The sequence below is a fragment of the Pseudomonas sp. NLJ1 genome (genome assembly GCF_049486705.1).
GTDB lineage: Bacteria > Pseudomonadota > Gammaproteobacteria > Pseudomonadales > Pseudomonadaceae > Aquipseudomonas > Aquipseudomonas inefficax.
In genome coordinates this window covers 205,955-230,804 of sequence record NZ_CP137735.1, presented here as the reverse complement: position 1 = coordinate 230,804, position 24,850 = coordinate 205,955, and the positions used below count along the sequence as shown (strand labels likewise).

Sequence of the window (24,850 nt, the reverse complement as noted above, 5' to 3'; positions counted from 1 at the left end):
TTCGCGACACAAGGCCGCTCCTACAGGTTCAGCGATGCCCATGATGCTTGCTCAGTACCTGTAGGAGCGGCCTTGTGTCGCGATGGGCTGCGCAGCAGCCCCGAGATCTCGAATCAGAAGAAAGTCCCGACGATCAACTGCATGTAGGTCCCGGTATCCCGGCCACCGAGCTGCGTCCCGCCATTCGCCGCACTGCGCTCCGGCTTGTAGAACCCCACCAGCGGGCTGATCAGCAGGTGATCGTTGACCATCCATTCCACATACAGGTCCAGCTCCCGCCCGCCCAGGTTGCCTTGATCGGTGTCCAGCGTATCGAAGTCGAAGTACAGCGCGCCCACGGTCAGATTGTCCCGTGGCTTGCCCTTCAGTGCCACGTGGTGCACCTGGCTGTTGCTGTTGAACGGCCCGGCATAGTTGGCCGCCACTTCACCCTGGAACCAGGTGCCATAACCCCGGCTCAAGCCATAGAACAGCGGGTCGAAGTCTTCGGAAAAGCGGCTGTAACGGTAGGTGGCGGTCGGTGTCCAGGGCAGCGTGGAGAAGGTCCAGTTGCCCTCCAGGTACCAGGCGTTCTCCCGCCCGCCGGTTTTGTCCTGGGTCACGTACTCGGCGGCCAGCTCCAGGTCTTTCACCCCCAGGTTGCCACGCCCGCGCAGGCTGGCGGTGTCCATGCCGTCGCGATGTTCCAGGCCCATGATCTGCGCGTAGCGGTGGTCCACGTCGAGGCCGCGGATCCAGCTCAGGCCGACGGTGCCGGCGTCGGCGACGTGCTCCAGGTTGGCCACCGCCAGTGAGGTGTCGGCCTGGTAGTGGTTGTCGGACTTCAGCCACATCAGGTCGCTGCGCCAGCCTTGCTTGCCGCCAAGGCGCAGCACGGCGGTGCGGTCGAAGGCCTTGCGTGCGGCCAGGTAGTAGGCGCCGCCGCGGTCGAAGTTGGCGCCCAGGTCGACCTTGCCCAGGTTCACCGGGTCGCCCTGGATCAGGAAGCCGTCGCCCAGGGTCACCACCTGGCGGCCGCCGGAAATGTCCACGCCGTTTTCGCCCAGCGCCGGGAACAGGTTGGCCGAGCGCCAGCCCAGGTACAGGTCTTCGATGGCGGTGCGGCGCTCGTCACCCAGGGTCAGGCCGGCGGCATCGCCGTCGCCCCAGGTGGCGGAACTGAGCAGGTTGAAGGCGCCGTAGAGCGCACCGCTGTCGGCCAGGGCCTGGCTGCCGCTGAGGCCATACTTGACGTAGCCTTCCTGCCAGGCGGTACTGCCGGGCTTGCGGTTGCCGGCCAGGTTGAAGCTTTCGTCGCTGTGGAAGGCGCCGAACAGGGCTTCGAGGTCGGCGTTGAGGGTGGTGCCGTCGTGGTTGTACAGCTCGTAGGCCTGGGTGATGGGGGCGGCGAACAGCAGGGCCAATGTGCAGGCGAGTTTGTGCCTCATGGTGTGCTCCATGTTTTTGTTGTTGTTCTCGGGTTGCCTGTGCCGGCCTCTTCGCGGGTGAACCCGCTCCCACAAGGACCCCACAGTGTTCAGGCCTGTGATGATCCTGTAGGAGCGGGTTTACCCGCGAAAGGGCCGGTACAGGAAAATGATCAGAGCTTGATCAACACCGATTTCAGCTCGGTGTAGTGCTCAATGGCAGCCGCCCCCATCTCACGGCCGACGCCGGACATCTTGTAGCCGCCAAACGGCAAGGCAGGGTCGAGGGCGCTGTGGCAGTTGACCCACACCGACCCCGACTTGATGCGCGGGATCATCCGGTGCACGGCGGACAGGTCGTTGGACCAGATGCTCGCACCCAGGCCATAGGGGTTGTCGTTGGCCATGCCGACCACTTCGTCGATGTCATCGAATGGCATCGCCACCAGCACCGGCCCGAAGATCTCTTCCTGTACCAGGCGGTGGCGCTGGTCGACATCGACGATCACCGTCGGCTTGACGAAGTAGCCAGGCCCGAAGCCTTCGCCACCACAGGCGATGGTCGCGCCCAGCTCGCGGCCAAGCTCGATGTAGCCGGTGACGCGGTCCTGCTGCTTGGCCGAGATCAGCGGGCCCATCTGCACCGCAGGGTCCAGGCCGCTGCCCAGCTTCATGCCGTTGGCGATGCCGGCGATGTCGGCCACCACGTTGTCGAAGTGCTTGCGGTGCACGTACAGGCGGGACCCGGCGCAGCACACCTGGCCCTGGTTGAAGAAGATCGCCGTGGCGGCGCCGGCGGCGGCTTCCTGCAGGTTGGCGTCGGGCATGACGATGGTCGGCGACTTGCCGCCGAGTTCCAGGGTAACGCGGGTCATGTTGTCCATGGCTGCCTTGCCGATCAGCTTGCCGACCTCGGTGGAGCCGGTGAAGGTCAGCTTGTCCACGCCGGGGTGGCGGCTGAGTGCGGCGCCGGCGTTCAGGCCGGTGCCGGTGACCACGTTGAACACGCCCGCCGGGTAGCCGGCTTCGTCCACCAGTTCAGCCAGCCTGAGCACGCTCAGCGGTGTTTCGTCTGCGGGCTTGAGCACGACGGTGCAACCGGTAGCCAGGGCCGGGCCGAGCTTCCAGCAGGCCAGCAGCAACGGGAAGTTCCAGGCGACGATGGCGCCGACCACGCCCACTGCCTCGCGCCGCACGAAACCATGGAACTGGTCGTTGGGCATCAACGGCATCGAGGCTTCGACGGTGCTACCCTCGATCTTGGTGGCCCAGCCGGCCATGTAGCGCAGGAAGTCGATGGCCAGTTGCACGTCCATCACCTGGGCAACGGCGGCGCTCTTGCCGTTGTTCAGGCATTCCAGTTCGGCCAGCTGGCGGGCGTCGCGCTCCATCAGGTCGGCCAGGCGCCACAGCAGGTTCTGCCGTTCGCGTGGGCGCAGGCGGCTCCACGGCGAATCGTCGAAGGCCTGGCGAGCGGCGCGCACCGCGCGGTCGACATCTTCGGCCTCGGCGGCGGGCACTTCACCCAGTACCTCGCCAGTGGCCGGGTTGCGGAACGACAGGGTGCGACCGCTGGCGGCGTCCTGCCAGTCGGCGCCGATGCGCATCTTCAGCTTGCGTTCGAGAAAGGCGCGGGTGGCGGGCAGGATGGGCAGTTCGGAAAGCATGGGACGGTGCCTCTTGTCATTGGATGTGACGGGTAGAGGCGCAATGGGCGTGCCAAGGTCGGTAGATGGCCGCAAGCCGTTGAACGGGTTGGGTTTTGTCCTGCTGCAAGGTTGAGCTTGCAGGGTTGCGCTGTTGCACATTGAGACGGTGTGAGACGTTGGTGAAACAGTGGGTTCAAGGGCCTCTTCGCGGGTAAACCCGCTCCCACAGATATAGTCTTGCCTGTGAGCTGGCACCGTCCTTGTGGGAGCGGGTTTACCCGCGAATGGCCTGCATGGCAGGCGCTGTCTCAGGATGAAACACCCTGTCGCGAAATGGCACGCTGCAATTGGCCATACCTGCTGCTGCCCAAAGCCCGAAAACCGGCTAAAAGGTTGACAGAAAACGCTTTTACAGCACCTGGCACAGTTCCTGTATCGCAACCGTCACATGCACACCTGCTGTACCAAAGCGTGCGAAAACGATAAGAACAACAACCGTGGAGGTCTGACCTTGAAGACGACTCGACTCCGGCGGCATGCGGGCAAACTGGCGCTGGTCGCCGCCGCGCTGCTGAGCACCCAGGCCATGGCGGCCGAGCAGGGCCCGAGCCTGTTGCAGAACAAGTGCATGGGGTGCCATATCCCCGAAGGCAACGACACCTACAGCCGTATCAGCCACCAGCGCAAGACGCCGGAAGGCTGGCTGATGAGCATCGCCCGCATGCAGGTGATGCACGGCCTGCAGATCAGCGACGACGATCGCCGCACCTTGGTCAAGTACCTGGCCGACAGGCAGGGCCTGGCGCCCAGCGAAACCGATGGTGTGCGTTATGCCATGGAGCGCCGGCTGAACACCGTCGAGCAGTTCGACACCCAGCTCAGCGAAACCTGTGGCCGCTGCCACTCCGGTGCTCGCGTCGCCTTGCAGCGGCGCCCGGCCAAGGAATGGGAGCACCTGGTCAACTTCCATCTCGGCCAGTGGCCGTCCCTCGAATACCAGGCCCAGGCGCGTGACCGCGACTGGCTGCCGATCGCCCTGCAACAAGTGGTGCCGGACCTGGCCAAGCGCTACCCGCTGGAAAGCGCGGCGTGGGCCGAATGGCAGAAGGCCAGGCCCAAGGCCGATGCGCTGCCGGGTCAGTGGGCATTCAGCGGCCACATGCTGGCCAAGGGCGATGTGCGCGGGGTGATGAGCGTCACGCCTGACCAGGGCGACACCTTCAAGGTCGAGGTCAAGGGCGCTTATGCCGACGGCACACCGTTCAATGGCAGCGGTTCGGCGATCCTTTACAACGGCTATGAATGGCGTGGCAACGTCAAGGTCGGCGACGCCAACCTGCGCCAGGTGTTCGCCGCGCTGGATGGCGAAATGAAGGGCCGCATGTTCGAGGCCGAGCACGACGAGCGTGGCCTGGACTTCACCGCGGTGAAGGAGGGCAAGGCGCGCCTGCTGGCGGTACAGCCGGCATTCATCAAGGCCGGTGGCGAAAGCGAGATCACCCTGGTCGGCAGCGGCCTGGCCGGCAAACCGGACCTGGGCGCTGGCGTGGAAGTGACCGAGGTGCTGGAGCAGACCCCGACCCTGGTACGGGTGAAGGCCCGCGCCGCGGCCGATGCCAAGCCTGGCCAGCGCGAAGTCGCCGTAGGGACGCTCAAGGGCGTCAACCTGGCGGTGTACGACAAGGTCGAGGAAGTGAAAGTGGTGCCGGCGTTCTCCATCGCCCGCATCGGCGAAAACGGCGCCTCGGTGCCCAAGGTGCAGGGCCGCTTCGAGGCCGAAGCCTGGGGCAAGGACGCCAATGGCCAGCCGCTGCGCATCGGCTACCTGCCGGCCAGCTGGAAGGTCGAGCCGTTCAACGAGCGTGCGGTCGAGGACGAAGACGTCAAGTTCGCCGGGAAAATGCAGGCCGATGGCGTGTTCGTGCCAGGCGGTGCTGGCCCCAACCCCGAGCGCAAGATGATGACCAACAACGCCGGCAACCTGAAGGTCGTCGCCACGCTGGCCGACGGTGGCCAGACTGGCGAAGGGCACATGATCGTCACCGTACAGCGCTGGAACAACCCGCCGCTGCCGTAACGGCAGGTGGCTTACGGTTTTCCAACGCATCGATTATCGGGAGGTCGCCATGGGCGCGCTACTGAACCTGGTCGAACGCAACCTGCATGAAGTGCAGGTCGACGCCGACCGCATGCTGTTCCATATCCCCAGCAGTTCGCTGTTCACCGCCGACGCGGTGACCGGCGGCATCATCGACACCCTGCGCCAGCAAGGCTGCTCGGCCGAGGAGCTGATGCAGCGCCTTGGCCAGCAGTTTGCCGGCAGCGATATCCAGGACACCCTGCGCGAGCTGATCGCGCTGGAGCTGGTCAGCGACGGCTCGCCGCTGACCCCGGAAATCGCCCTCAAGCAGGTTGAGCGCACGGCGCTGAACACCGTGGTGCTCAACGTCAACACCGGCTGCAACCTCAGCTGCACCTACTGCTACAAGGAAGACCTGGACAAACCGTCCGCGGGCAAGAAGATGAGTACCGCCACTGCCGAGGCTTCGGTGGAGATGCTGCTCAAGGAGTCGCCCGACGAGCAGCGTTACAGCGTGGTGTTCTTCGGTGGCGAGCCGCTGTCCAATCGCCCATTGATCGAGCACATGGTCGCCTACTGCGAGCGGCGCTTCGCCGAGGCGGGCAAGCAGGTGGAGTTCATCATGACCACCAATGCCACCTTGCTCACCGAAGAGATCATCGACTGGCTCAATGCCCACCGCTTCGGCCTGTCGATCAGCATCGACGGCCCCAAGACCGTGCACGACCGCAACCGCATCACCGTGGGCGGGCAGGGCACCTATGACGTGGTGCGGCGCAAGGTCGACATGCTGCTGTCGCGCTACCACAGCCGCCCGGTGGGCGCGCGGGTCACGCTGACCCGTGGCATCACCGACGTCGAGACCATCTGGAACCACCTGTTCAATGAACTGGGCTTCGCTGAAGTCGGCTTTGCCCCGGTCACCTCCGGTGACATGGCCAACTTCAACCTCACCGGCGAAGAACTGGTGCAGGTGTTCGCCAACATGAAGGCGCTGGGTCGCAAATACCTGGAGGCGGCGCTGGAGCACCGCAACATTGGCTTCTCCAACCTGCACCAGCTGATCACCGACATCCACGAAGGCCACAAGAAGGCCCTGCCGTGCGGCGCCGGGCTGAAAATGCTGGCAGTGGACCACGAGGGCGAGCTGAACCTGTGCCACCGCTTCACCGGCTCCAGCCTGCCGACCTTCGGCAATGTGCACCAGGGCGTGAAGCAGGCACAGCTCAACGACTTCCTGTCGCAGCGCCTGGACCGCAGCAACACCGGCTGCGAGAGCTGCCGCATCCGCAACCTGTGCTCCGGCGGCTGCTACCACGAAAGCTATGCCCGCTATGGCGACCCGCAGCACCCGACCTACCACTATTGCGAACTGATGCGCGACTGGGTCGACTTCGGCATCGAAGTCTACAGCCGCATCATGGCCGCCAACCCGGCCTTCATCGATCGCTACATCACCCCGCGGAAGGCGCACTGACATGAAGCACTTGAAGCCCCTGAACAACAAGGCGCGCATCCTCGAGCAGGCCGCCGCCGAAGACCGCGTCGAAGAAGTCATGGCCATGAGCGCAGTGGCGGGCTGCACCGCCACTACCGACCCGGGCTGGGAAGTGGACGCCTTTGGTGGCGTGAGCTCGCTGTGCCAGCCGATGGAGGCCGACCTGTATGGCTGCTCCGACCCTTGCTGGTGGCCGGCCCAGGTGCCGGACATGATGAGCACCTACCAGGACTGGAACGCCCAGGCGAGCAACTCTGCTGAAGACTGGCGCAACCTCGGCACCGTGTTCCCGAAAGACAAGTGACCGGCCCAACAAGAATGACAAGGGGAAACCGCATGAAAGCTGGACGCTGCGCGTCACTCGCGCTCACCATCGCCGCCACGGCCTGTGCCGGGCTGGTACAGGCCGCCGCCACCGGGCCGGCGCTGAAGGCTGGCCACGAATACATGATCGTGACCAACTACCCGAACAACCTGCACGTGGTCGATGTGGCCAGTGACACGGTGTACAAGAGCTGCGTGATGCCCGACAAGTTCGGCCCAGGCACCGCGATGATGGCGCCCGACAACCGCACCGCCTACGTGCTCAACAACCACTACGGTGATATCTACGGCATCGACCTGGACACCTGCAAGAACACCTTCCACGCCAACCTGTCGAGTGTGCCGGGTGAGGTGGGCCGGTCGATGTACTCGTTCGCCATCAGCCCGGACGGCAAGGAAGTGTACGCCACGGTCAACCCGACCCAGCGCCTGAACGACCACTACGTGGTCAAGCCACCGCGGCTGGAAGTGTTCAGCACCGCCGATGGCCTTGAGGCCAAGCCGGTGCGCACCTTCCCGATGCCGCGCCAGGTGTACCTGATGCGTGCGGCGGACGATGGCAGCCTGTACGTCGCCGGGCCGGACATCTACAAGATGGATGTGAACACCGGCAAGTACACGGTGGCCTTGCCGCTGCGCAACTGGAACCGCAAAGGCTACAGCGCCCCGGACGTGCTGTACTTCTGGCCGCACCAGAGCGCGCGCCATGAATTCTCGATGCTGTACACCATTGCCAGGTTCAAGGATGACAAGCAGGACCCGGCCACCGCCGATCTGCTGTATGGCTACCTGAGCGTCGACCTTAAGACCGGCAAGACCCACACCCAGGAATTTGCCGACCTGACCGAGCTGTACTTCACCGGGCTGCGTTCGCCGAAAGACCCCAACCAGATCTACGGCGTGCTCAACCGCCTGGCCAAGTACGACCTGAAACAGCGCAAGCTGATCAAGGCGGCGAATCTGGACCACACTTACTACTGCGTGGCCTTCGACAAGAAGGGCGACAAGTTGTACCTGGGCGGCACCTTCAACGACCTGGCGGTGTTCAACCCGGATACGCTGGAGAAGGTGAAGAACATCAAGTTGCCGGGTGGCGACATGTCCACCACTACGCCGCAGGTGTTCATCCGTTAAACCGGTGTTGCTTTCTTCGCGGGTAAACCCGCTCCCACAAGGACCTCCACAGGGGCTGAATGTGGTGCGGTCCCTGTGGGAGCGGGTTTACCCGCGAAGAGGCCCGCTCAATCAACACAAGAACAACAAGAGACCGCCCATGCCCCAGCCAAGCTACTCCCAGGGCAACCAGGACAAACCCCTGCTTACCCAGTGCATTGGCGACGCCTTCGACACCACCGTCGCCCGCTTCCCCGACCGTGACGCCCTGGTGGTCCGCCACCAGGCCCTGCGCTACACCTGGCAGCAACTGGCCGAAGCCGTCGACCAGCACGCCCGTGCGCTGATGGCCCTGGGCGTGCAGCCCGGTGATCGCCTCGGTATCTGGGCACCCAACTGCGCAGAATGGTGTATTACCCAGTTCGCCAGCGCCAAGGTGGGCGCGATCCTGGTCAACATCAACCCGGCCTACCGCTCCAGCGAACTGGACTACGCCCTCGGCCAGTCCGGCTGCCGCTGGGTGATCTGCGCCGACGCGTTCAAGACCTCCGACTACCACGGCATGCTGCTGGGCCTGGTCCCGGGCCTGGCCGGTGGCCAGCCGGGCGCCCTGATCTGCGAACGCTTCCCCGAACTGCGCGGTGTGGTCAGCCTGGCCGCCGCGCCACCGCCGGGCTTTCTCGCCTGGCACGACCTGCAGGCCCGTGCCGTGGCCATCAGCCGCGAGGCCCTGGCCGAGCGCCAGGCGCAGCTGCACTGCGACGACCCGATCAATATCCAGTACACCTCGGGCACCACCGGTTTCCCGAAAGGCGCGACCCTCAGCCACAGCAACATCCTCAACAACGGCTACATGGTCGGTGAAAGCCTGGGCCTGACCGAGCATGACCGGCTGGTGGTGCCGGTGCCGCTGTACCACTGCTTTGGCATGGTCATGGCCAACCTCGGCTGCATGACCCACGGCAGCACCCTGATCTACCCCAACGACGCCTTCGACCCGCTGGCCACCCTGCGCGCCGTGGCGGAAGAAAAGGCCACTGCGTTGTATGGCGTGCCAACCATGTTCATCGCCGAGCTGGACCACCCCCAGCGTGGCGAGTTCGACCTCTCGAGCCTGCGCACCGGGATCATGGCCGGCGCCACCTGCCCGATCGAAGTGATGCGCCGGGTGATCGGCGAGATGCACATGGCCGAGGTGCAGATTGCCTACGGCATGACCGAAACCAGCCCGGTGTCGCTGCAGACCGGTGCCAGCGACGACCTGGAGCGCCGCGTGACCAGCGTCGGGCGCACCCAGCCGCGGCTGGAGAACAAGGTGATCGATGCCGACGGCAACACCCTGCCACGTGGCGAGATCGGCGAGCTGTGCACGCGGGGTTACAGCGTGATGCTGGGCTACTGGAACAACCCCAAGGCCACGGCCGAGAGCATCGATGAGGACGGCTGGATGCACACTGGCGACCTGGCGGTGATGGACGAGCAGGGCTATGTGCGTATTGTCGGGCGCAGCAAGGACATGATCATTCGTGGCGGCGAGAACATCTACCCGCGCGAGCTGGAGGAGTTCTTCTTCACCCACCCGGCGGTGGCCGATGTGCAGGTGATTGGCGTGCCGTGCAGCAAGTACGGCGAAGCGATCGTGGCCTGGGTGCGGTTGCATCCGGGGCATACGGCCAGTGCGGAGGAACTGCGCGATTGGGCGAAGGCGCGAATCGCACACTTCAAGGTGCCGCGGTACTTCCGCTTTGTCGATGAGTTCCCGATGACGGTGACCGGCAAGGTGCAGAAGTTCCGCATGCGCGAGATCAGTGTCGAGGAGCTGTCTGCCGGGTGATGTGTCGCCTGTGCTGGCCTCTTCGCGGGTAAACCCGCTCCCACAGGTTCTTCACTGCCCTTGAGACCTGTGTAGTACCTGTGGGAGCGGGTTTACCCGCGAAGAGGCCGGCACAGGCAGTAGATGATTTCAGCCTTGCAGCAACTCCGGGCTGTTGAAGTTGCTCAACCTGCGATCATCGTCGGCACATTCCAGCCCCTGCACCGCCACGCGCAGCAGGGCCTTCTGCAAACTCCGCTCACCCGCCGCCCAGGCTTGTTCCAGCACCGGCAACACCCGGCGTGGCAGCACGCTGAACATCGGCTGCCAGTACCCACCCTGGCGCACCATGGCCGCACTGTCACTGGTCACCGCCAGCCGCAGCAGGTCCTCGATCAACCCCCGGTCGACCAGCGGCGCATCACAGGCCAGCAGCAACACCCATTCATGCCGCGCCACCTTGAGCCCGGCAATCACCCCCGCCAACGGCCCGGGGTAGTCCGCCTCGGCATCGCCCACCAACTGGTCGGCATAGGCCCGGTAGGCATCCTGGTTGCGGTTGCAGGAAATCACCAAATCATCGCTGAGCGGCCGTGCCACGCGCTGCACATGCGCCACCAGCGGTTCGCCCTGCCAGTCGACCAGGCCCTTGTCACGGCCGCCCATGCGCTGGCCGCGGCCACCGGCCAGAATGAGGATGGAGCACGAGGGAAGGGCGTCAGGCATGAAAAAGGGTTCCGGGCAGTCATTGCCGGGAACCCTCCCATTTCACGCGGGGCTTGTCCAGTCAGCTGTCGCTGGTCACGGCCTGCGTGTCGGCATTACCCGCCTGGCGCCGCCCTGCAAGGCGCATCACCACCACGAAGAACACCGGCACGAACACCACCGCCAGGGTGGCGCTGAGCATGCCGCCGATCACCCCGGTGCCGATTGCCTGCTGGCTGGCCGAACTGGCGCCGCTGGCAATGGCCAGCGGTACCACGCCCAGGATGAACGCCAGCGAGGTCATCACGATCGGCCGCAAGCGCAGGCGCGCAGCCTGCACGGCAGCGTCCGCGGCATCGACGCCCTGGTCGACCAGGCTCTTGGCGAACTCGATGATCAGAATGGCATTCTTCGCCGACAGGCCGATCAGGGTGATCAGGCCGACCTTGAAGAACACGTCGTTGGGCATGCCGCGCAGGGTCACCGCCAGCACCGCACCGAGCACGCCCAGCGGTACTACCAGCAGTACTGCGGTGGGGATCGACCAGCTTTCGTACAGCGCTGCCAGGCACAGGAACACCACCAGCAATGACAGCGCCATCAGCATCGGAGCCTGGCTGCCGGACAGCCGCTCCTGCAGCGACAGGCCAGTCCATTCCAGGCCGGCGCCGGCCGGCAGCTGGGCCACCAGGCGTTCGATTTCGGCCATGGCTTCGCCCGAACTGTAGCCGGCCGCCGGCTCGCCCGAGATCGACACCGCCGGGTAGCCGTTGTAGCGGGTCAGCTGCACCGGGCCGCTGACCCACCTGGCCTGGACGAAGGCGCCCAGCGGCACCATCTTGCCGCTGTCGTTGCGCACGTGGATCTTCAGCAGGTCTTCGACCTGGCTGCGCTGGTCGCCTTCGGCCTGCACCACCACCCGCTGCATGCGGCCCTGGTTGGGGAAGTCGTTGACGTAGCTGGAGCCCACGGCCACGTCCAGCACAGAGCCGATATCGGCAAACGATACGCCCAGGGCATTGGCCTGGCGGCGGTCGATTTCCAGCTGCACCTGCGGGCTTTCCGCCAGCGAAGCTTCGCGCACGTTGGTCAGCACCTTGCTCTTGCCGGCGTTGGCCAGCAGTTCGTCGCGCGCGGCCATAAGCTCGGCGTGGCCCATGCCGCCGCGGTCCTGCAGGCGGAACTCGAAGCCGGTCGACTCGCCAAGGCCGTCGATCGGCGGTGGCAGCACGGCGTAGGCCACGGCGTCCTTGAGCTGGGTGAAAGCCATGGTCGCGCGGTCGGCGATCGACTGGGCGCTGTCGTCGGCGCCGCGTTCGGACCAGTCCTTGAGCGTGGTAAAGGCCAGCGCCGCGTTCTGCCCGCTGCCCGAGAAGCTGAAACCCAGGATCAAGGTGGTGTTACCCACGCCCGGCTCTTCGGCGTTGTGCGCCTCGATCTGTGCCGCCACCTGTTCGGTGCGCATGCGGCTGGCCCCGGGCGGCAGCTGGATGTCGGTGATGGTGTAGCCCTGGTCTTCGGTGGGCAGGAACGCGGTGGGCAGTTGGCTGAAGCCGTAGCCCAGCACCGCCAGCAGCACCGCATATACCAGCAGGTAGCGGCCGCTGCGCTTGAGCGCCTGCACGACCCAGCGCTGGTAGCTGTTGCTCATGCCTTCGAAGCGGCGGTTGAACCAGCCGAAGAAGCCCTTGCGTTCGTGGTGCTCGCCCTTGGCTACCGGCTTGAGCAGGGTGGCGCATAGCGCCGGGGTCAGGCTGAGGGCCAGGAACGCCGAGAACAGGATCGACACTGCCATCGACAGCGAGAACTGCTGGTAGATCACCCCTACCGAGCCTTGCATGAAGGCCATGGGCAAGAATACCGCCACCAGCACCAGGGTAATACCGACGATCGCGCCGCTGATCTGGCCCATGGCCTTGCGCGTGGCCTCCTTGGGCGGCAGGCCTTCCTCGGCCATGATCCGCTCGACGTTTTCCACCACCACGATGGCATCGTCGACCAGGATGCCGATGGCCAGCACCATGCCGAACAGGGTCAGCACGTTGACCGAGAAGCCCATGGCCAGCATCACGGCGAAGGTGCCCATCAGGGCCACCGGTACCACCAGGGTCGGGATCAGGGTGTAGCGCAGGTTCTGCAGGAACAGGAACATCACCGCGAACACCAGCAGCATGGCTTCGAACAGGGTGTTGATGACCTGCTCGATCGACACCTTGACGAATGGCGAGGTGTCGTAGGGGATGTCGTACTTGACGCCTTCGGGGAAGTAGCGCGCCAGCTCCTGCATCTTCGCCCGCACCAGGGTGGCGGTTTCCATGGCGTTGGCGCCCGGCGACAGCTGCACGCTGAAGGCGGTGGCCGGCTTGCCGTTCAGGCGCGTGCCGTATTGGTATTCCTGGGCACCGATCTCGACCCGTGCCACATCGCCGATGGTCACCGTGGAACCGTCCGGGTTGGCGCGCAGGACTATCCCGGCGAACTCCTCGGGGGTGCTCAGTTGGCCCTTGACCACCACGTTGGCGGTGATTTCCTGGGTGCCACGGCTGGGCAGGTCACCAATGCTGCCGGGCGCCACCTGGGCGTTCTGCGCGGCGATGGCCTCAGCCACATCGTTGGGCGTTAGGTTGAAGCCGATCAGCTTGCGCGGGTCGATCCAGATGCGCATGGCGCGCTCCGAACCGTACAGCTGGGCCTTGCCGACGCCCTTGAGGCGGCGGATTTCGTCCATCACGTTGCGGGCGAGGATGTCCGACAGGGCGGTTTCGTCGAGCTTGCCGTCTTCGGAGGTGAGGGTGGCCAGCAGCAGGAAGCCGGTGGAGACCTTTTCCACCTGCAGGCCTTGCTGGGTCACCGGGCGCGGCAGGCGCGACTCGACCACCTTCAGGCGGTTCTGCACATCGACCTGGGCCAGGTCCGGGTTGGTACCCGGGGCGAAGGTGGCGGTGATGGTGGCGCTGCCCAGGCTGCTCTGCGATTCGAAGTACAGCAGGTTGTCGGCGCCGTTGAGCTCCTGCTCGATCAGGCTGACCACGCTCTCGTCCATGGTCGCCGCCGAAGCGCCCGGGTACACGGCGTAGATTTCCACCTGCGGCGGGGCCACGTTGGGGTACTGGGCCACCGGCAGCTGCGGGATCGCCAGGGCACCGGCCAGCAGGATGAACAGGGCGACCACCCAGGCGAATACCGGGCGGTCGATGAAGAATTGCGGCATGAATCAGGCCCTCACTGGCCAGTGTGCTGTGCGATGGGCGATGCCCCTGGTGCGTTGTCGACCTGCACCTGGTCACCGGCCTTGACGTGTTGCAGGCCCTCGACCACCACCCGTTCGCCGGGGGCCAGGCCTTCGCTGACGATCCAGCGGTCGCCCTGGGCGCTGCCCAGGACCACCTGGCGGTCGCTGACCCGGGCCTGCGCATCGACCACCAGCACCTTGGGTACGCCGGCGCTGTCGCGCAGGATGGCACGCTGCGGCACGCTCAGGCCCTTGGGTTGCACGGCCTGTTCCAGGCGTACGCGCACGTAGCTGCCGGGCAGCAGGTCGAGGTCCGGGTTGGGGAACTCGCTGCGCAGGGTGATCTGGTTGGTGCTGGGGTCGACGCTGATGTCGGAGAACAGCAGTTTGCCTGGCAGCGGGTAGGTGCTGCCATCGTCCTGGATCAGCGTGGCCCGGGCCTGGCCGTCGCCGACCTGCTGCAGCTCGCCGGCACGCAGGGCGCGGCGCAGGGCGTTGAGCTCGCGGGTCGACTGGGTGACATCGGCGTGGATCGGGTCCAGCTGCTGGATGGTCGCCAGTGGCGTGGTCTCGTTCTGCCCGACCAGCGCACCTTCGGTGACTTGGGCGCGGCCGATACGGCCGGAAATCGGCGCGGTCACGGTGGCGTAGCCGAGGTTGAGCCGGGCGCGCTCCAGCGCGGCCCTGGCCTCGGCCACTGCGGCATCGGCCTGCAGGTAGCTGGCCTTGGCGTTGTCGTATTCCTGGCGGCTGACGGCCTTGTCGTCGACCAGCTCGCGGTAGCGCTGTTCCTGCAGGCGCGCCTGGTACAAGGTGGCCTCGGCCTTGGCCAAGGTGGCGCGGGCGCTGTCATGGTCGGCCTTGAACGGTGCCGGGTCGATCAGGAACAGCACATCGCCCTGCCTGACGTCGCTGCCTTCACGATACACCCGCTTGAGCACCACGCCCGCGACCCGCGCGCGCACTTCGGCGGTGCGCGGCGCCAGGATGCGGCCGCTGAGCTCACTGCTGATGGCCAGTGGCTGCAATTGCAGGGTTTCCACCCGCACTTGCGGGGTGGGGGCCTGTTCTTCCTGTTCGGCGCTGTCGTCGCAGCCGGCCAGGGATAGGCCCAGGAACGCCAGAAGCGCCAATGGGCGCAGGCGTGGGGGGAGGGTAGTAGGCATACGGATCTTCCGATGATGACCCCGGTATGCTACGGCAGGCGTTCCTTGGGTGGCTGTTAATACCTGTAGGACGAGTGTGAAAAAGTGTTAAGAACAATCCTTTCGATCTGTAGGGTTCTATATTCTGCGTATACCTGTACCGACCTCTTCGCGGGTAAACCCGCTCCCACAGGGACCGCACAGCATCTGGAACCTGTGCAGTCCCTGTGGGAGCGGGTTTACCCGCGAAGAGGCCGGCAAGGCCTACCACAACCCAGACTTCCAAGCGCCTATGCCGAATATTTTCCTGGTCGAAGACGACAGCGCCCTGTCCGAGCTGATCGCCAGCTACCTGCAACGCAACGACTTCCATGTCCAGGTGATCGCCCGTGGCGATCATGTGCTGGACGAGTACCGCCGGCAAAAGCCCGACCTTGTCATCCTTGACCTGATGCTGCCGGGCATCGATGGCCTGCAGCTGTGCCGCCTGCTGCGCCAGGAGTCGCAGAGCCTGCCAATCCTGATGCTGACTGCCCGCGACGACAGCCACGACCAGGTCCTGGGCCTGGAAATGGGCGCCGACGACTACGTGACCAAACCCTGCGAGCCGCGTGTGCTGCTGGCCCGCGTGCGCACCTTGCTGCGCCGCAGCAGCGTCAACGAGCCGCGCCTGGACAACGACCTGATCCTGATCGGTGGCCTGCGCATCGACCTGGCCGAGCGCACCGTGAGCTGGCGCGGCGATGAGGTGGAGCTGTCCAGCGGCGAGTACAACCTGCTGGTGGTACTGGCGCGCAATGCCGGCGAGGTGCTGAACCGCGACCGCATCCTGCAGCAACTGCGCGGTATCGAATTCAACGGTACCGACCGCTCGGTGGATGTGGCCATCTCCAAGCTGCGGCGCAAGTTCGACGATAACGCCGGCGAAGCGCGCAAGATCAAGACCGTGTGGGGCAAGGGCTACCTGTTCAGCCGCGTCGAGTGGGAGTGCTGACCGGCCATGCTGAAGATTCTGGTGCGGCTGTACCTGGTGATCATCGTTGCCTATGCCGGTGCGCTGTTGTTCATCCCCGACACCATCGTCGGCCTGTTCCAGGACCGCTTCATGGCCTACAACCTGGACCAGGCCAAGGGCGTGCAGTCGCTGATCGTGCGCCAGTTCCGCCAGGCCCCGCGCGAGCAGTGGCCGGCGGTGGAGCAAGAGCTGGCCAGTGATTTCGCGCCGCTGGAACTGCAGCTGCTGCGCATGGACCAGGCCGACCTGAGCGAGGACGAGCAGGCGCGCCTGGAGCATGGCCTGTACGCCGTGCGCATCGCCGAATGGGGCTACTACGAGACCGTGCTGGCGCCGCTGGACGGGGAATGGCTGGTGCGCCTGCATTCACCACCAGACCCGCTGGATATCAACGTGCTGTCGTGGGGCGTGACCGTACTGATCGGTGCAGCCATGCTCGGTTGCCTGCTGCTGTGGGTTTGGCCGCACTGGCGCGACCTGGAGCGCCTGAAGGAAACCGCCCGGCGCCTTGGCCAGGGGCAGATGTCTGAGCGTACGCACATCTCGCCGCACTCCAACATCGGTGAGCTGGCCGGGGTGTTCGACACCATGGCCAGTGACCTGGAGCGCCATGTCAACCAGCAGCGCGAGCTGCTCAATGCGGTGTCGCACGAGTTGCGCACGCCGCTGACCCGCCTGGATTTCGGCCTGGTGCTGCTGTTCGACGAGGTACCGCCGGCCAGCCGCAAGCGCTTGCTGGAGCTGGTGGGGCATGTGCGTGAGCTGGATGAGCTGGTGCTGGAGCTGTTGTCCTACAGCCGGTTGTACAACGCCGACCAGGCACGCGAGCGGGTCGAGGTGTCGTTGCTGGAGCTGGTCGATAGCGTGCTCGGCGGCTTTGCCGAGGAACTCGATGGCCGGGGTATCCAGTGGGAGGTGCGCGCCGAGGGAGACTTGCCGCGTTTTGTACTGGACCCACGGCTGACGGCACGGGCGGTGCAGAACCTGGTGCGCAATGCCATGCGTTACTGCGACGAGAGCCTGTTGCTGCGCTTGCGCCTGGAGGACGATGGCGCCTGCCTGTTGACAGTGGAGGATGACGGGATCGGTATTCCGGTGGAGGAGCGCGAGCGGATTTTCCAGCCGTTCTACCGCCTGGACCGTAGCCGTGACCGCAATACCGGCGGGTTTGGCCTGGGCCTGGCGATCAGTCGGCGGGCGATCGAGGGGCAAGGTGGGACCTTGACCGTGGCGCAGTCAGCGCTGGGTGGGGCGCAGTTCCGCATTCGTTTGCCTGCCGGTTGATGGATTGCCTGTGCCGGCCTCTTCGCGGGTAAACCCGCTCCCACAAGGACCGCACAGATTTCAAACACTGTAGAGAACCTGTGGGAGCGGGTTTACCCGCGAAAGGGCCGGGCCTGCTAACCCTGGTCCTCCACAGGGACCGCACAGATTTCAAACACTGTGGAGCACTTGTGGGAGCGGGCGAGCCCGCGAAGAGGCCGGGCCTGCTAACCCTGGTCTGCCAGCCGGGCTGACCACAGCACAAACCGGTCCTTGCCACTGTGCTTGGCCGCGTACAACGCCTGGTCGGCACGCACCAGCGCCGTGGTCAGCCTGTCGCCCTGGCCCACCCGGGCCAGGCCGATGCTGACAGTCACCGGGTGCTCGCCAACGTCTTCGCGCACCCGTTGGCACAGCGCCGCCACCCGTTGCTCGGCGCCTTGCTGGTCCAGCCCCTGGAAAAAGATCGCGAATTCCTCACCGCCCAGGCGGGCAAACGTGTAATCGGCCATGCTCGCCTTGATATGCAGGGCCACGCGCTTGAGCACTTCATCGCCCACGTCATGGCCGAAACGGTCATTCACCCGTTTGAAGTTGTCGATGTCGATCATCGCCAGGTACTGATCGGCGGTGGCCAGGCGCAGTTGGCGGTCGGCCTGGGCCATGAACGAGCGGCGGTTGGGAATTTCGGTCAGGGCATCGACATAGGCCTGGTCCAGCAGCACCTTGGACAGGTAGAAGTTGTGCAGCTTGGCCTTGCGCATCTGCAGGTAGCTGTAGATGACCAGGCCGCTGAGGAATACCGCATAGCTGATCAGCATGGCGCCTTCGAGTTCATCCGGCCCGATACGGGTGTGGTAGAACGGATTGAGCACCACCCAGGTGATGGCCATGGCGCAGAAGAACGACCAGCGCCGCACCGGTAGCACCGACACGGCATACAGCACGGTGGAGACCCCGAGCACCAGCCACACCGGGCGCAGGGCTACCGGAATGCCTTCGATCACCAGTCGCATGCCCAAGGTGATGGCGGTGATGAACAGCAGGTTGAGCACATCGAAGTGATGGCTGCGCCGGGTGAACCGCAGCACCACGGTGAGGCTGCCGAGCAGGGCGATGAACAGGCCGGACAGCCAGGTGATACCCTGGCCGCCGAGGAAGCTGACGATCAGGTCGAAGACCAGCCAGATCAGGATGCTGAGGCAGAATACCAGCAGGCAGAACGGGCGCATGGCCTCGAATTCGTGCTGGCGGAATTCGGCGCGCAGGGCGGCGGGGGCGACCTGCTTGCGCACGTGGGCTTCGATGGTCTTGAACATCGGGGGGCTCCTGGGAGTACTGCATGACCAGGCCCGGCCTCTTCGCGGGCTCGCCCGCTCCCACAGAGACCGCACAGATTTTCAACCCTGTGGGGGACCTGTGGGAGCGGGTTTACCCGCGAAGAGGTCGGTACTGGAGACTCAATTCTTGGGCAGAACACCCAGGGCCCAAGGCCGGTAACGCAGGTCGAACACCGCCTCGGCATGGCACCCGCCGCCCAGCTTCGGCTGGGCAGGCTCGGCCCGAAACGCCTGCCCTGGCGCGCTCACCTGGCGGAACGCCTCGCGCACCACGCCCACCCGGCACGGCAAGGCCTGCTCGTAGCCCTGGCGCACCAACGCGGGCAAGCGCCCGGTCCCGGTGCCATCCTGCCACCACACAGTCAAGCCCAACCCGGCCAGTTGATCCAGCCATGCGGCATTGGCCCGCGGTGAAAGTTTTCCGGCGCTGAAAGCGCTGATATGCAAAGGCTTGTCCAGTTGCCGGTTGAAGGCCTGCAGCTGGCTGTTCAGGGCATCACGGCGCTCGGTCTCGCGAAAATGATGATCGTCCAGTTCCAGGGGCAGGTACCAGCCGTCCACCGGCAACTGCCACGCCTGGCGCAGTTGCCGGTACTGGCTGAGCGAGCGCCCCAACTGCGCCTTCCAGTAACTGTTCAGGCCTTCACCATCCAGTTCGTCGAGACGTTGGTAATAGGCCGGGTCCATGTACAGCCCCAGCACCAGTTGCAGGCCCTGGGCACGCGCGCTGCGCAGGCTGTCGGCCAGCCAGCCCTGGGCACCACCGAAATCGCTGTCGCCGTAGGCGCTCCACTGCACGATCAGGGTCTTGCCGCCCTGGGCCACGGTGGCGCGCCACAGTTGCTGCCACTGGGCGGGGGTGACATTGGCGTCGCGGTTCAGGGGTTGGTAGAACAGGCGCTGGTCGGCGCTGGCTGGCAGGCACAGGGCAAGCAGGCAGAGGGCCAGGAACGTACGCATCAGAAGGTCATCTCCGCACCGACCAGCACGCCGTTGGCGCGCTCGTATAGATTGCCGCCCAGCGACTGCTGGTACTCGGCACGCACTTTCAGCGAACCGCGGTAGGCGTTGTAGCGGTCGTCATCGAACCACCATTGCCAGCGCACACCAACCCCGGCCCGGGCGTCCTGGCGCCAGTCGTTGCTCGGGTCCTGGCTGGAAAACTCGACAAAGCCATAAGGCATGATGGTTTGCGGCGAGCTGCCCGGCAGTTTCCAGGCGTGGCCCTGCTGGTAGCGCGACAGCCAGGCGTGGTCGCCGGCACGGGTCCACCAGGCGGCGTCGAGGTAGAGGAAGCGCTCGTTCCAGTCGTCTTCATCGACCCGCCAGTCGTTGCGCCAGTCGCCCTGGTCGAGGAACGAGGCGGTGGCACGCAACAGCAGGTCGTTGCTCGATTCGGCGTGGTGACGCAGGTCGCCCCAGTTGCCGCCGACCTTGGCCGGGCTCAGCAGCTGGCCCAGGCTCAGCCCGCGGTAGTGTTCCTCGTCGATCTGGCGCTGGTGGTACAGCTCGGCATACAGGTTGAGGTTGGCCTGGCCGAATGGCTTGTAGCGCAGGCCGACGCCCGTACCCATGCTTTGCGCATAGTCGGTGCGGCTTTGGCCACCGAACAGCACGCGGCCATAAACCGACAGGGTGCTGCCGTTGCGGCTGGGCTCTTCGCCCAGGGCATGGTCCCACATGGCCAGTTGCACGTTCTGCGATTGCGCGCGGCGCGAAGTGCCGGTGCGCTGGCCATTGTCGAGGAACTTGTCGTTGGTCGAGGTGCCGGCCGGCGACCAGGTGCTGGCCAGGGTGATGGTGTCGCGCCGTGACAGTGTTTCGTGGGCGCGGCGCTGGCGGTACTTGCGAGCCTCCAGGCTGCCGTATTCGTCGTCGCCGTCGACCAGGTCCTGCTCCACATCGAGAATGCGGCGCAGTTCGCGGCGCGCCGAAGCGCTGTCTTCAGCTTCGTCGTAGCGCAGGGCCAGGGTTTCGCCGAGGCGGTAGTCCTCGGGGAAGTCGCGGGTGGCGCGCTCCAGGTAGGGGATCGATTGGCGGCGCTGGGCCTTGTCCGTCGAGCCGGCCAGGCGCATGCCGTAGTCGGCGCGGTAGCGTGGCTGGTCGGGGGCCAGGCGCACGGCTTCGGCCAGCCAGGCGCTGCTCTGGGCGCTGTCGCCAGCCAGTTGCGCGGTGCTGGAGGCGGCATAGTAATGGTCGGCCCGCGGGTTGTGCGCCAGGGCCTGGCGCTGGAAGCCCAGCGCCGCCTGGTAATCGCCTTGGCGCTGGGCGATGGCAGCACCGAGGGCCCAGTCGTCGGCGCTGTCGTGCGCGGCGGCGTCCCAGTAGCGCCGGGCTGCTTGTGCGTCGCCAGCGTTCAGCGCGCCACGGGCGGCGGTGAGGCGGGCGTTGTCGGTCCAGGCGCTGTCCGGCTGGGTGCGCCAGATGGGCAGGGCCGCTTCGGAGTCGCCTGCGGCTTCCAGGGCATAGGCCAGGGGCAAGCGACTGCCGCTGTCGCCCAGGCGCTCGGCGGCCTGGTAGTAGACCACCGCTGCGCCTGGCTGGTCGGGCATGGCGCAACGGCTCAGGGCGCGGTACTGGCCAGGCTCGCTCGGGGTGGCCGGTACGGCCTGGCGCACGGCATCGCATTGGCCAGCCTCGGCCAGGCGGCCGAGCAGCTGGGCACGAGTACCGGCATCGACGCGGGGCATCAGGCCGAGCATGCGGCGGCTGTCCAGCGGCCCGTCGTTATGCGCATAGAGGTTGCCAAGGCGCTGCAGCAGCGACGGTGCAAGGCGGCCCTGGTGGCGGTCGTAGGCCTGCTCCAGCAGTTGCCGGGCGTGTTCGCCATGGCCCTGTTGCGTCAGCAGGAAGGTGGCTTGCTCCAGTGCGGCCATATCGCCGCTCTGCCGATAGCGTTGCTCCCATTCGGCAGCGGTTCGCGGTTGCGGCGGCTGGGGCGGGTCGCCGTACAGGCGTTGCTTGAGCACGGCGTAGGCCCTGGGGTCGGTGCTGGCGGTGCAGCCTTTGAACTGCTCGCGCGCCAGCTCTGGGTCGCGACGCGACAGCCAGTCGACGGTTTCCAGGCAGGGCCGTTGCAGTTCGTTGCTCAGGCGCTGTACCAGCGGCGCGTCGTCGCCTTGGCGGGCCAGTTCCAACAGTTGCTGGCGCTGGTCGGGCTGGTTCAACTGCTCATCCGGCAGTGCTTGCAGCCAACGCTTTGCCTGTTGATTGTGGCCGACGGCGATGGCGCGGTTGGCCATGGCCAAGCGAGCCTGGTTGGCCGCTTCGGGGGACGGGGCGCTGGGCAGCAGCGCGTTCAGCCCTTGTTCATCCACCTGCTGGATGTAGGCATTGGCCAGGCGCTGCCAGTCTTGCGCAGGCAGTTGGCCTTGGTCGGCCAGGGGCTGCAGCTGTTCGATGGTTTCCTTCCAGTTGCGCAGCTGTTCGGCGAAGTTGGCCCGGGCCAGGCGCAGCACTTGGCCATCGCCCTTTGGCGGCAGCTGGTTGAGCCAGTCCAGCGCCTTGGCGGCGCCGCCGAACTTGGCCAGGCTCAGGCTGTAGGCCTGCCACAGGCGCACCCGGTGAGTGCCGTCGCTGCTGGCCAGCCATTGTTCCACCTGGCTGGCCGGCGGCGGGTCCTGTTCGATCCAGGCCAGGCGCAGTTCAAGCAGGGCGTTGGCGTATTCGGGGCTGTCGCCCAACTGTTCGGCAACGGCTTCGGCTTCTTTATAGCGGCGCTGGTGAGCCAGTGCCTCCACCAGCAGCGCACGGGCTTCGTCGTTGTTCGGCACCCGGCCCAGCACGTGGCGGGTCAGGCGTTCGACCTCGGCCCAGTTGTCCTTCTTCGCTTCGCGGTAGCTGCGTTCCAGGAACGGGTAGCTGGTGAACCGCTGAAAGTCGGTCATCGGTGCCGAAGCGGCGCAGGGCAGGGCGGCGGAGCACAACAACAGGCCAGTGAAAGTGAGGGAAAAGCGCGGCTTCATGCCACCTCCCGGATCAGGTCAAAGGCGGCCTGCTGTTCGCTGGCCTGTTCGATCAGGGCCTGCTGCAGCACCTGCTCGGTAATGATGCCGCGGGCAATCAGGTGCTCGCCAAGGCTCTGGTGTTCCGGATCGAAATCGATCAGCGCCTGGTTGAACAGGGTGACCGGGACCATGCCGCGCACCTGCAGCAGGGCACCGAGCATTACCTGGTGGTGGCTGACCCGTTCCAGCAGCGCTTCGTCGTCCTGATGGCGTTCGAGGATGGCCAGCATCTCGCGGGTTTCCGGCTTCTGCCAGGGGCTTGGGTAGTGGTAGCGCAGGCCCAGGGTCACCCGGCCCTGGGGCGCCAGGCGGGCGCTGACCGGGCGCTTCAGGTGGCGGCTGATTACCCCCAGCGACACCTGGCTGACCGGGCTTTCGCTGGCCAGGACCAGCGTGTCGCCGTCTTCGCCCACCGGCAGTACGCCATAGTGCGTCGCCAGCTTGCGCGGCAGTTTGGCGATCAGCTGCGGGTCGAGCTTGAACGGGTTCAATGGTGCCCAGGGCAGGTCCAGTTGCTCGGCCAGGGTGGCGACCAGCTGTTCGCTGTTCAGCCAGCCGCGCAGCAGCAGCTCGCGGCCCAGGCGCCGGCGTACCGGGCTGGTGATCGCCTGTTGCAGCTGTTCGTCGCTGATCAGGCCCTTGGCCACCAGACGCTGGCCCAGCGGTGTGCGGGCGGGGGCGGCGATGGCGGGGAATTCGTGCGTGGTCTTGTCCCAGGCTACGCGCCGCGAGTCACCCATTTCCATGACCTGGCGCAGCGCACGCAGGTTGGCGAAGAAGTTGACGAAGTTGCTCCACATCATCCGCGGTGCCGACAGCAGCCCTTCGCCGATGCCATAGAAGCGGGTGACGAACCAGGCGCGCTGGAACAGGCGGTTGAACAGCATCAGCCCATTCAGCCACAGCAAGGTGGTCAGCAACCAGCTGTCACTGAGGATAGACATGAAGCGCCACGACTCTGGCGCAATCACCGTGACCAGCCACATGGCCAGCAATACCAGCAGCAACAGGTTGACCAGGAAACTCAGCAGGTAGGCGAACAGGCCGCGGCGGTCACGCCAGAGGAAGTAGTTGAGTGCGCCCTTGCGGCTCCAGCCGAGGTTGCTGGTGCCCTGGAACACGATGCCCACGATCCATCGCGATTTCTGCCGGATGGCATGCTGCCAGTCGCGCGGGAAATGCTCGCGCACGCAGATCACCTGGGAAAATTCGCGGCTCATGCCTGGGCGCCACTCCTGCTTCAGGGTCAGTGCCGGGTCGGTGATGGAGTAGCGCGCGAAAATGCACTTCATGCCCTTCTGTTTCAGGCGGAAACCGATGTCGTAGTCTTCGGTGAGGCTCTGTACGTCGAAGGCGATGCCGTCGCCGTCCTCGAGCAGCGCGCTGATGGCGCGGCGGCTGAAGCAGGTGCCGACCCCGGCGCTGGGCACCTGGCCGGTCAGGGCCTCGCGCACGATCACGTCCTTGCCGTGGTTTTCGGCGAATTCGTCGACATAGTGGCCTGCCGTGAAGCCTTTCCATTCCGGTGCGTAGGGGTACACCGGGATCTGGATCATGTCCTTGTTCGGCAGCAGGTAGTTGAACAGGCGCAATTCCATGGGCGAGATCACGTCTTCGGCATCGTGCAGGATGAAGCCTGCGAACTGGATGCCGGCGTCCTGCTGGAAGCGCAGCAGCGCGTCGATGATGTTGTTCAGGCAGTCGGCCTTGCTGGTGGGGCCGGGGCGCGCGCAGACCACCTTGTGCACGTTGGGGTAGTGCAGGCACACCGCGTCGACGTCGGCCTGGGTTTGTGGGTCGTTGGGGTAGGTGCCGACGAAGATCTGGTAGTTCTCGTAGTCGATGGTCGAAGCTGCCAGGCGGGCCATCTCACCGACCACGCCCACTTCGTTCCAGGCCGGGACCATGATCGCCAGGGGTTTCTCCGGTACCTCGAACAGGCGTTTCTCGTCGGCTTTTTCGTACTTGTCGTAGATGCGAAAGCGCCGGATCAGCTTGCGGCCCCAGTAGCACAGGTCGATGAACAGGTCATCCAGGCCCAGCAGGAACATCAGCGAGGCCAACGCGATCGCCAGGATCTTCAGGCCGAACAGCACATAGGTGAGAAAATCGATGAATGCCAGGCTCATGTGGCGGTCACCGGCAGGAAGGGGTGGGCCATCGTCTATATCCTCGTTCGATTCCCTGGACGAAGTTGTACGACTTGTCGCCGTTTGTACTGGATAGATACAAGCAGCCGAACGCGGGGTTGTCCAAATTT

At 65.5% G+C, this 24,850-nt stretch carries 16 protein-coding genes; 7 read left to right on the top strand and 9 right to left on the bottom strand.

All coding sequences use genetic code 11. From position 1 onward, the window contains the following. Positions 1 to 113: 113 nt before the first annotated feature. Positions 114 to 1,427, bottom strand: a complete 1,314-nt coding sequence (locus R9B85_RS01030) for a hypothetical protein (protein WP_423770734.1) — start codon at positions 1,425 to 1,427, stop codon at positions 114 to 116. 152 nt (positions 1,428 to 1,579) lie between these two features. Next, the gene (locus R9B85_RS01025; protein ID WP_215521341.1) at positions 1,580 to 3,073 is read right to left on the bottom strand and encodes an aldehyde dehydrogenase family protein; all 1,494 of its coding nucleotides are present in this window, start codon (positions 3,071 to 3,073) and stop codon (positions 1,580 to 1,582) included. A gap of 493 nt (positions 3,074 to 3,566) precedes the next feature. Between R9B85_RS01025 and peaA the strand changes: the two genes are divergently transcribed. The 5 genes from peaA (at position 3,567) to R9B85_RS01000 (ending at position 9,904) form a co-directional block, all read left to right on the top strand. Beyond that, complete coding sequence (gene peaA / locus R9B85_RS01020) at positions 3,567 to 5,132, top strand: quinohemoprotein amine dehydrogenase subunit alpha (RefSeq protein WP_112252508.1); 1,566 nt, start codon at positions 3,567 to 3,569, stop codon at positions 5,130 to 5,132. A gap of 49 nt (positions 5,133 to 5,181) precedes the next feature. Beyond that, positions 5,182 to 6,612 carry a quinohemoprotein amine dehydrogenase maturation protein gene (peaB, locus tag R9B85_RS01015; RefSeq protein WP_112252507.1) on the top strand — a complete coding sequence of 477 codons (1,431 nt, stop codon included), beginning with the start codon at positions 5,182 to 5,184 and terminating at the stop codon, positions 6,610 to 6,612. A gap of 1 nt (position 6,613) precedes the next feature. Further along, complete coding sequence (gene qhpC / locus R9B85_RS01010; protein WP_004375838.1) at positions 6,614 to 6,937, top strand: quinohemoprotein amine dehydrogenase subunit gamma; 324 nt, start codon at positions 6,614 to 6,616, stop codon at positions 6,935 to 6,937. A gap of 32 nt (positions 6,938 to 6,969) precedes the next feature. Continuing rightward, entirely contained in the window at positions 6,970 to 8,091 is a 1,122-nt protein-coding gene (gene peaD / locus R9B85_RS01005; protein ID WP_207878494.1) for a quinohemoprotein amine dehydrogenase subunit beta, read from the top strand. Between the two features lie 139 nt (positions 8,092 to 8,230). After that, positions 8,231 to 9,904: a fatty acid CoA ligase family protein gene (locus R9B85_RS01000; RefSeq protein ID WP_112252505.1), complete on the top strand. Its 1,674-nt coding sequence runs from the start codon at positions 8,231 to 8,233 to the stop codon at positions 9,902 to 9,904. 129 nt (positions 9,905 to 10,033) lie between these two features. Here the strand turns inward: R9B85_RS01000 and mobA are convergent, their stop codons facing one another. From mobA to R9B85_RS00985, 3 genes are all read right to left on the bottom strand, one after another. Continuing rightward, positions 10,034 to 10,609 carry a molybdenum cofactor guanylyltransferase MobA gene (mobA, locus tag R9B85_RS00995; protein ID WP_313855116.1) on the bottom strand — a complete coding sequence of 192 codons (576 nt, stop codon included), beginning with the start codon at positions 10,607 to 10,609 and terminating at the stop codon, positions 10,034 to 10,036. 61 nt (positions 10,610 to 10,670) lie between these two features. Beyond that, positions 10,671 to 13,799 carry an efflux RND transporter permease subunit gene (locus R9B85_RS00990; RefSeq protein WP_112252503.1) on the bottom strand — a complete coding sequence of 1,043 codons (3,129 nt, stop codon included), beginning with the start codon at positions 13,797 to 13,799 and terminating at the stop codon, positions 10,671 to 10,673. A gap of 11 nt (positions 13,800 to 13,810) precedes the next feature. Then, positions 13,811 to 14,986 carry an efflux RND transporter periplasmic adaptor subunit gene (locus R9B85_RS00985; RefSeq protein WP_112252502.1) on the bottom strand — a complete coding sequence of 392 codons (1,176 nt, stop codon included), beginning with the start codon at positions 14,984 to 14,986 and terminating at the stop codon, positions 13,811 to 13,813. Positions 14,987 to 15,257: 271 nt separating this feature from the next. Between R9B85_RS00985 and R9B85_RS00980 the strand changes: the two genes are divergently transcribed. Beyond that, complete coding sequence (locus R9B85_RS00980) at positions 15,258 to 15,959, top strand: response regulator transcription factor (RefSeq protein ID WP_112252501.1); 702 nt, start codon at positions 15,258 to 15,260, stop codon at positions 15,957 to 15,959. Between the two features lie 6 nt (positions 15,960 to 15,965). Further along, positions 15,966 to 17,264: an ATP-binding protein gene (locus R9B85_RS00975; protein ID WP_112252500.1), complete on the top strand. Its 1,299-nt coding sequence runs from the start codon at positions 15,966 to 15,968 to the stop codon at positions 17,262 to 17,264. A 206-nt stretch (positions 17,265 to 17,470) separates the two neighbouring features. On the opposite strand, the gene R9B85_RS00970 is transcribed toward R9B85_RS00975, so the two are convergent. The 4 genes from R9B85_RS00970 to nrfB all read right to left on the bottom strand — a co-directional run bounded on the left by R9B85_RS00970 (position 17,471) and on the right by nrfB (position 24,719). Continuing rightward, positions 17,471 to 18,562: a diguanylate cyclase domain-containing protein gene (locus R9B85_RS00970; RefSeq protein WP_423770733.1), complete on the bottom strand. Its 1,092-nt coding sequence runs from the start codon at positions 18,560 to 18,562 to the stop codon at positions 17,471 to 17,473. A gap of 141 nt (positions 18,563 to 18,703) precedes the next feature. Next, positions 18,704 to 19,543 carry a DUF4434 family protein gene (locus tag R9B85_RS00965; RefSeq protein ID WP_207878503.1) on the bottom strand — a complete coding sequence of 280 codons (840 nt, stop codon included), beginning with the start codon at positions 19,541 to 19,543 and terminating at the stop codon, positions 18,704 to 18,706. Further along, a complete protein-coding gene (locus R9B85_RS00960; RefSeq protein WP_423770732.1) occupies positions 19,543 to 22,548 on the bottom strand; it encodes a phage receptor in 3,006 nt (1,001 codons plus the stop codon). The genes R9B85_RS00965 and R9B85_RS00960 overlap by 1 nt, the downstream gene beginning before the upstream one ends. After that, positions 22,545 to 24,719 carry a cyclic di-3',5'-guanylate-activated glycosyltransferase NrfB gene (gene nrfB, locus R9B85_RS00955; RefSeq protein WP_112252496.1) on the bottom strand — a complete coding sequence of 725 codons (2,175 nt, stop codon included), beginning with the start codon at positions 24,717 to 24,719 and terminating at the stop codon, positions 22,545 to 22,547. Before nrfB ends, R9B85_RS00960 begins: the two co-directional genes overlap by 4 nt. Between the last annotated feature and the right edge of the window lie 131 nt (positions 24,720 to 24,850).

Bases quoted from the DNA above. Each gene is read 5' to 3' on its own strand.
- R9B85_RS01030 (WP_423770734.1), bottom strand. From the start codon at position 1,427: ATGAGGCACAAACTCGCCTGCACATTGGCCCTGCTGTTCGCCGCCCCC.
- R9B85_RS01025 (WP_215521341.1), bottom strand. From the start codon at position 3,073: ATGCTTTCCGAACTGCCCATCCTGCCCGCCACCCGCGCCTTTCTCGAA.
- peaB (WP_112252507.1), top strand. From the start codon at position 5,182: ATGGGCGCGCTACTGAACCTGGTCGAACGCAACCTGCATGAAGTGCAG.
- qhpC (WP_004375838.1), top strand. From the start codon at position 6,614: ATGAAGCACTTGAAGCCCCTGAACAACAAGGCGCGCATCCTCGAGCAG.
- peaD (WP_207878494.1), top strand. From the start codon at position 6,970: ATGAAAGCTGGACGCTGCGCGTCACTCGCGCTCACCATCGCCGCCACG.
- R9B85_RS01000 (WP_112252505.1), top strand. From the start codon at position 8,231: ATGCCCCAGCCAAGCTACTCCCAGGGCAACCAGGACAAACCCCTGCTT.
- mobA (WP_313855116.1), bottom strand. From the start codon at position 10,609: ATGCCTGACGCCCTTCCCTCGTGCTCCATCCTCATTCTGGCCGGTGGC.
- R9B85_RS00990 (WP_112252503.1), bottom strand. From the start codon at position 13,799: ATGCCGCAATTCTTCATCGACCGCCCGGTATTCGCCTGGGTGGTCGCC.
- R9B85_RS00985 (WP_112252502.1), bottom strand. From the start codon at position 14,986: ATGCCTACTACCCTCCCCCCACGCCTGCGCCCATTGGCGCTTCTGGCG.
- R9B85_RS00980 (WP_112252501.1), top strand. From the start codon at position 15,258: ATGCCGAATATTTTCCTGGTCGAAGACGACAGCGCCCTGTCCGAGCTG.
- R9B85_RS00975 (WP_112252500.1), top strand. From the start codon at position 15,966: ATGCTGAAGATTCTGGTGCGGCTGTACCTGGTGATCATCGTTGCCTAT.
- R9B85_RS00970 (WP_423770733.1), bottom strand. From the start codon at position 18,562: ATGTTCAAGACCATCGAAGCCCACGTGCGCAAGCAGGTCGCCCCCGCC.
- R9B85_RS00965 (WP_207878503.1), bottom strand. From the start codon at position 19,543: ATGCGTACGTTCCTGGCCCTCTGCCTGCTTGCCCTGTGCCTGCCAGCC.
- R9B85_RS00960 (WP_423770732.1), bottom strand. From the start codon at position 22,548: ATGAAGCCGCGCTTTTCCCTCACTTTCACTGGCCTGTTGTTGTGCTCC.
- nrfB (WP_112252496.1), bottom strand. From the start codon at position 24,719: ATGAGCCTGGCATTCATCGATTTTCTCACCTATGTGCTGTTCGGCCTG.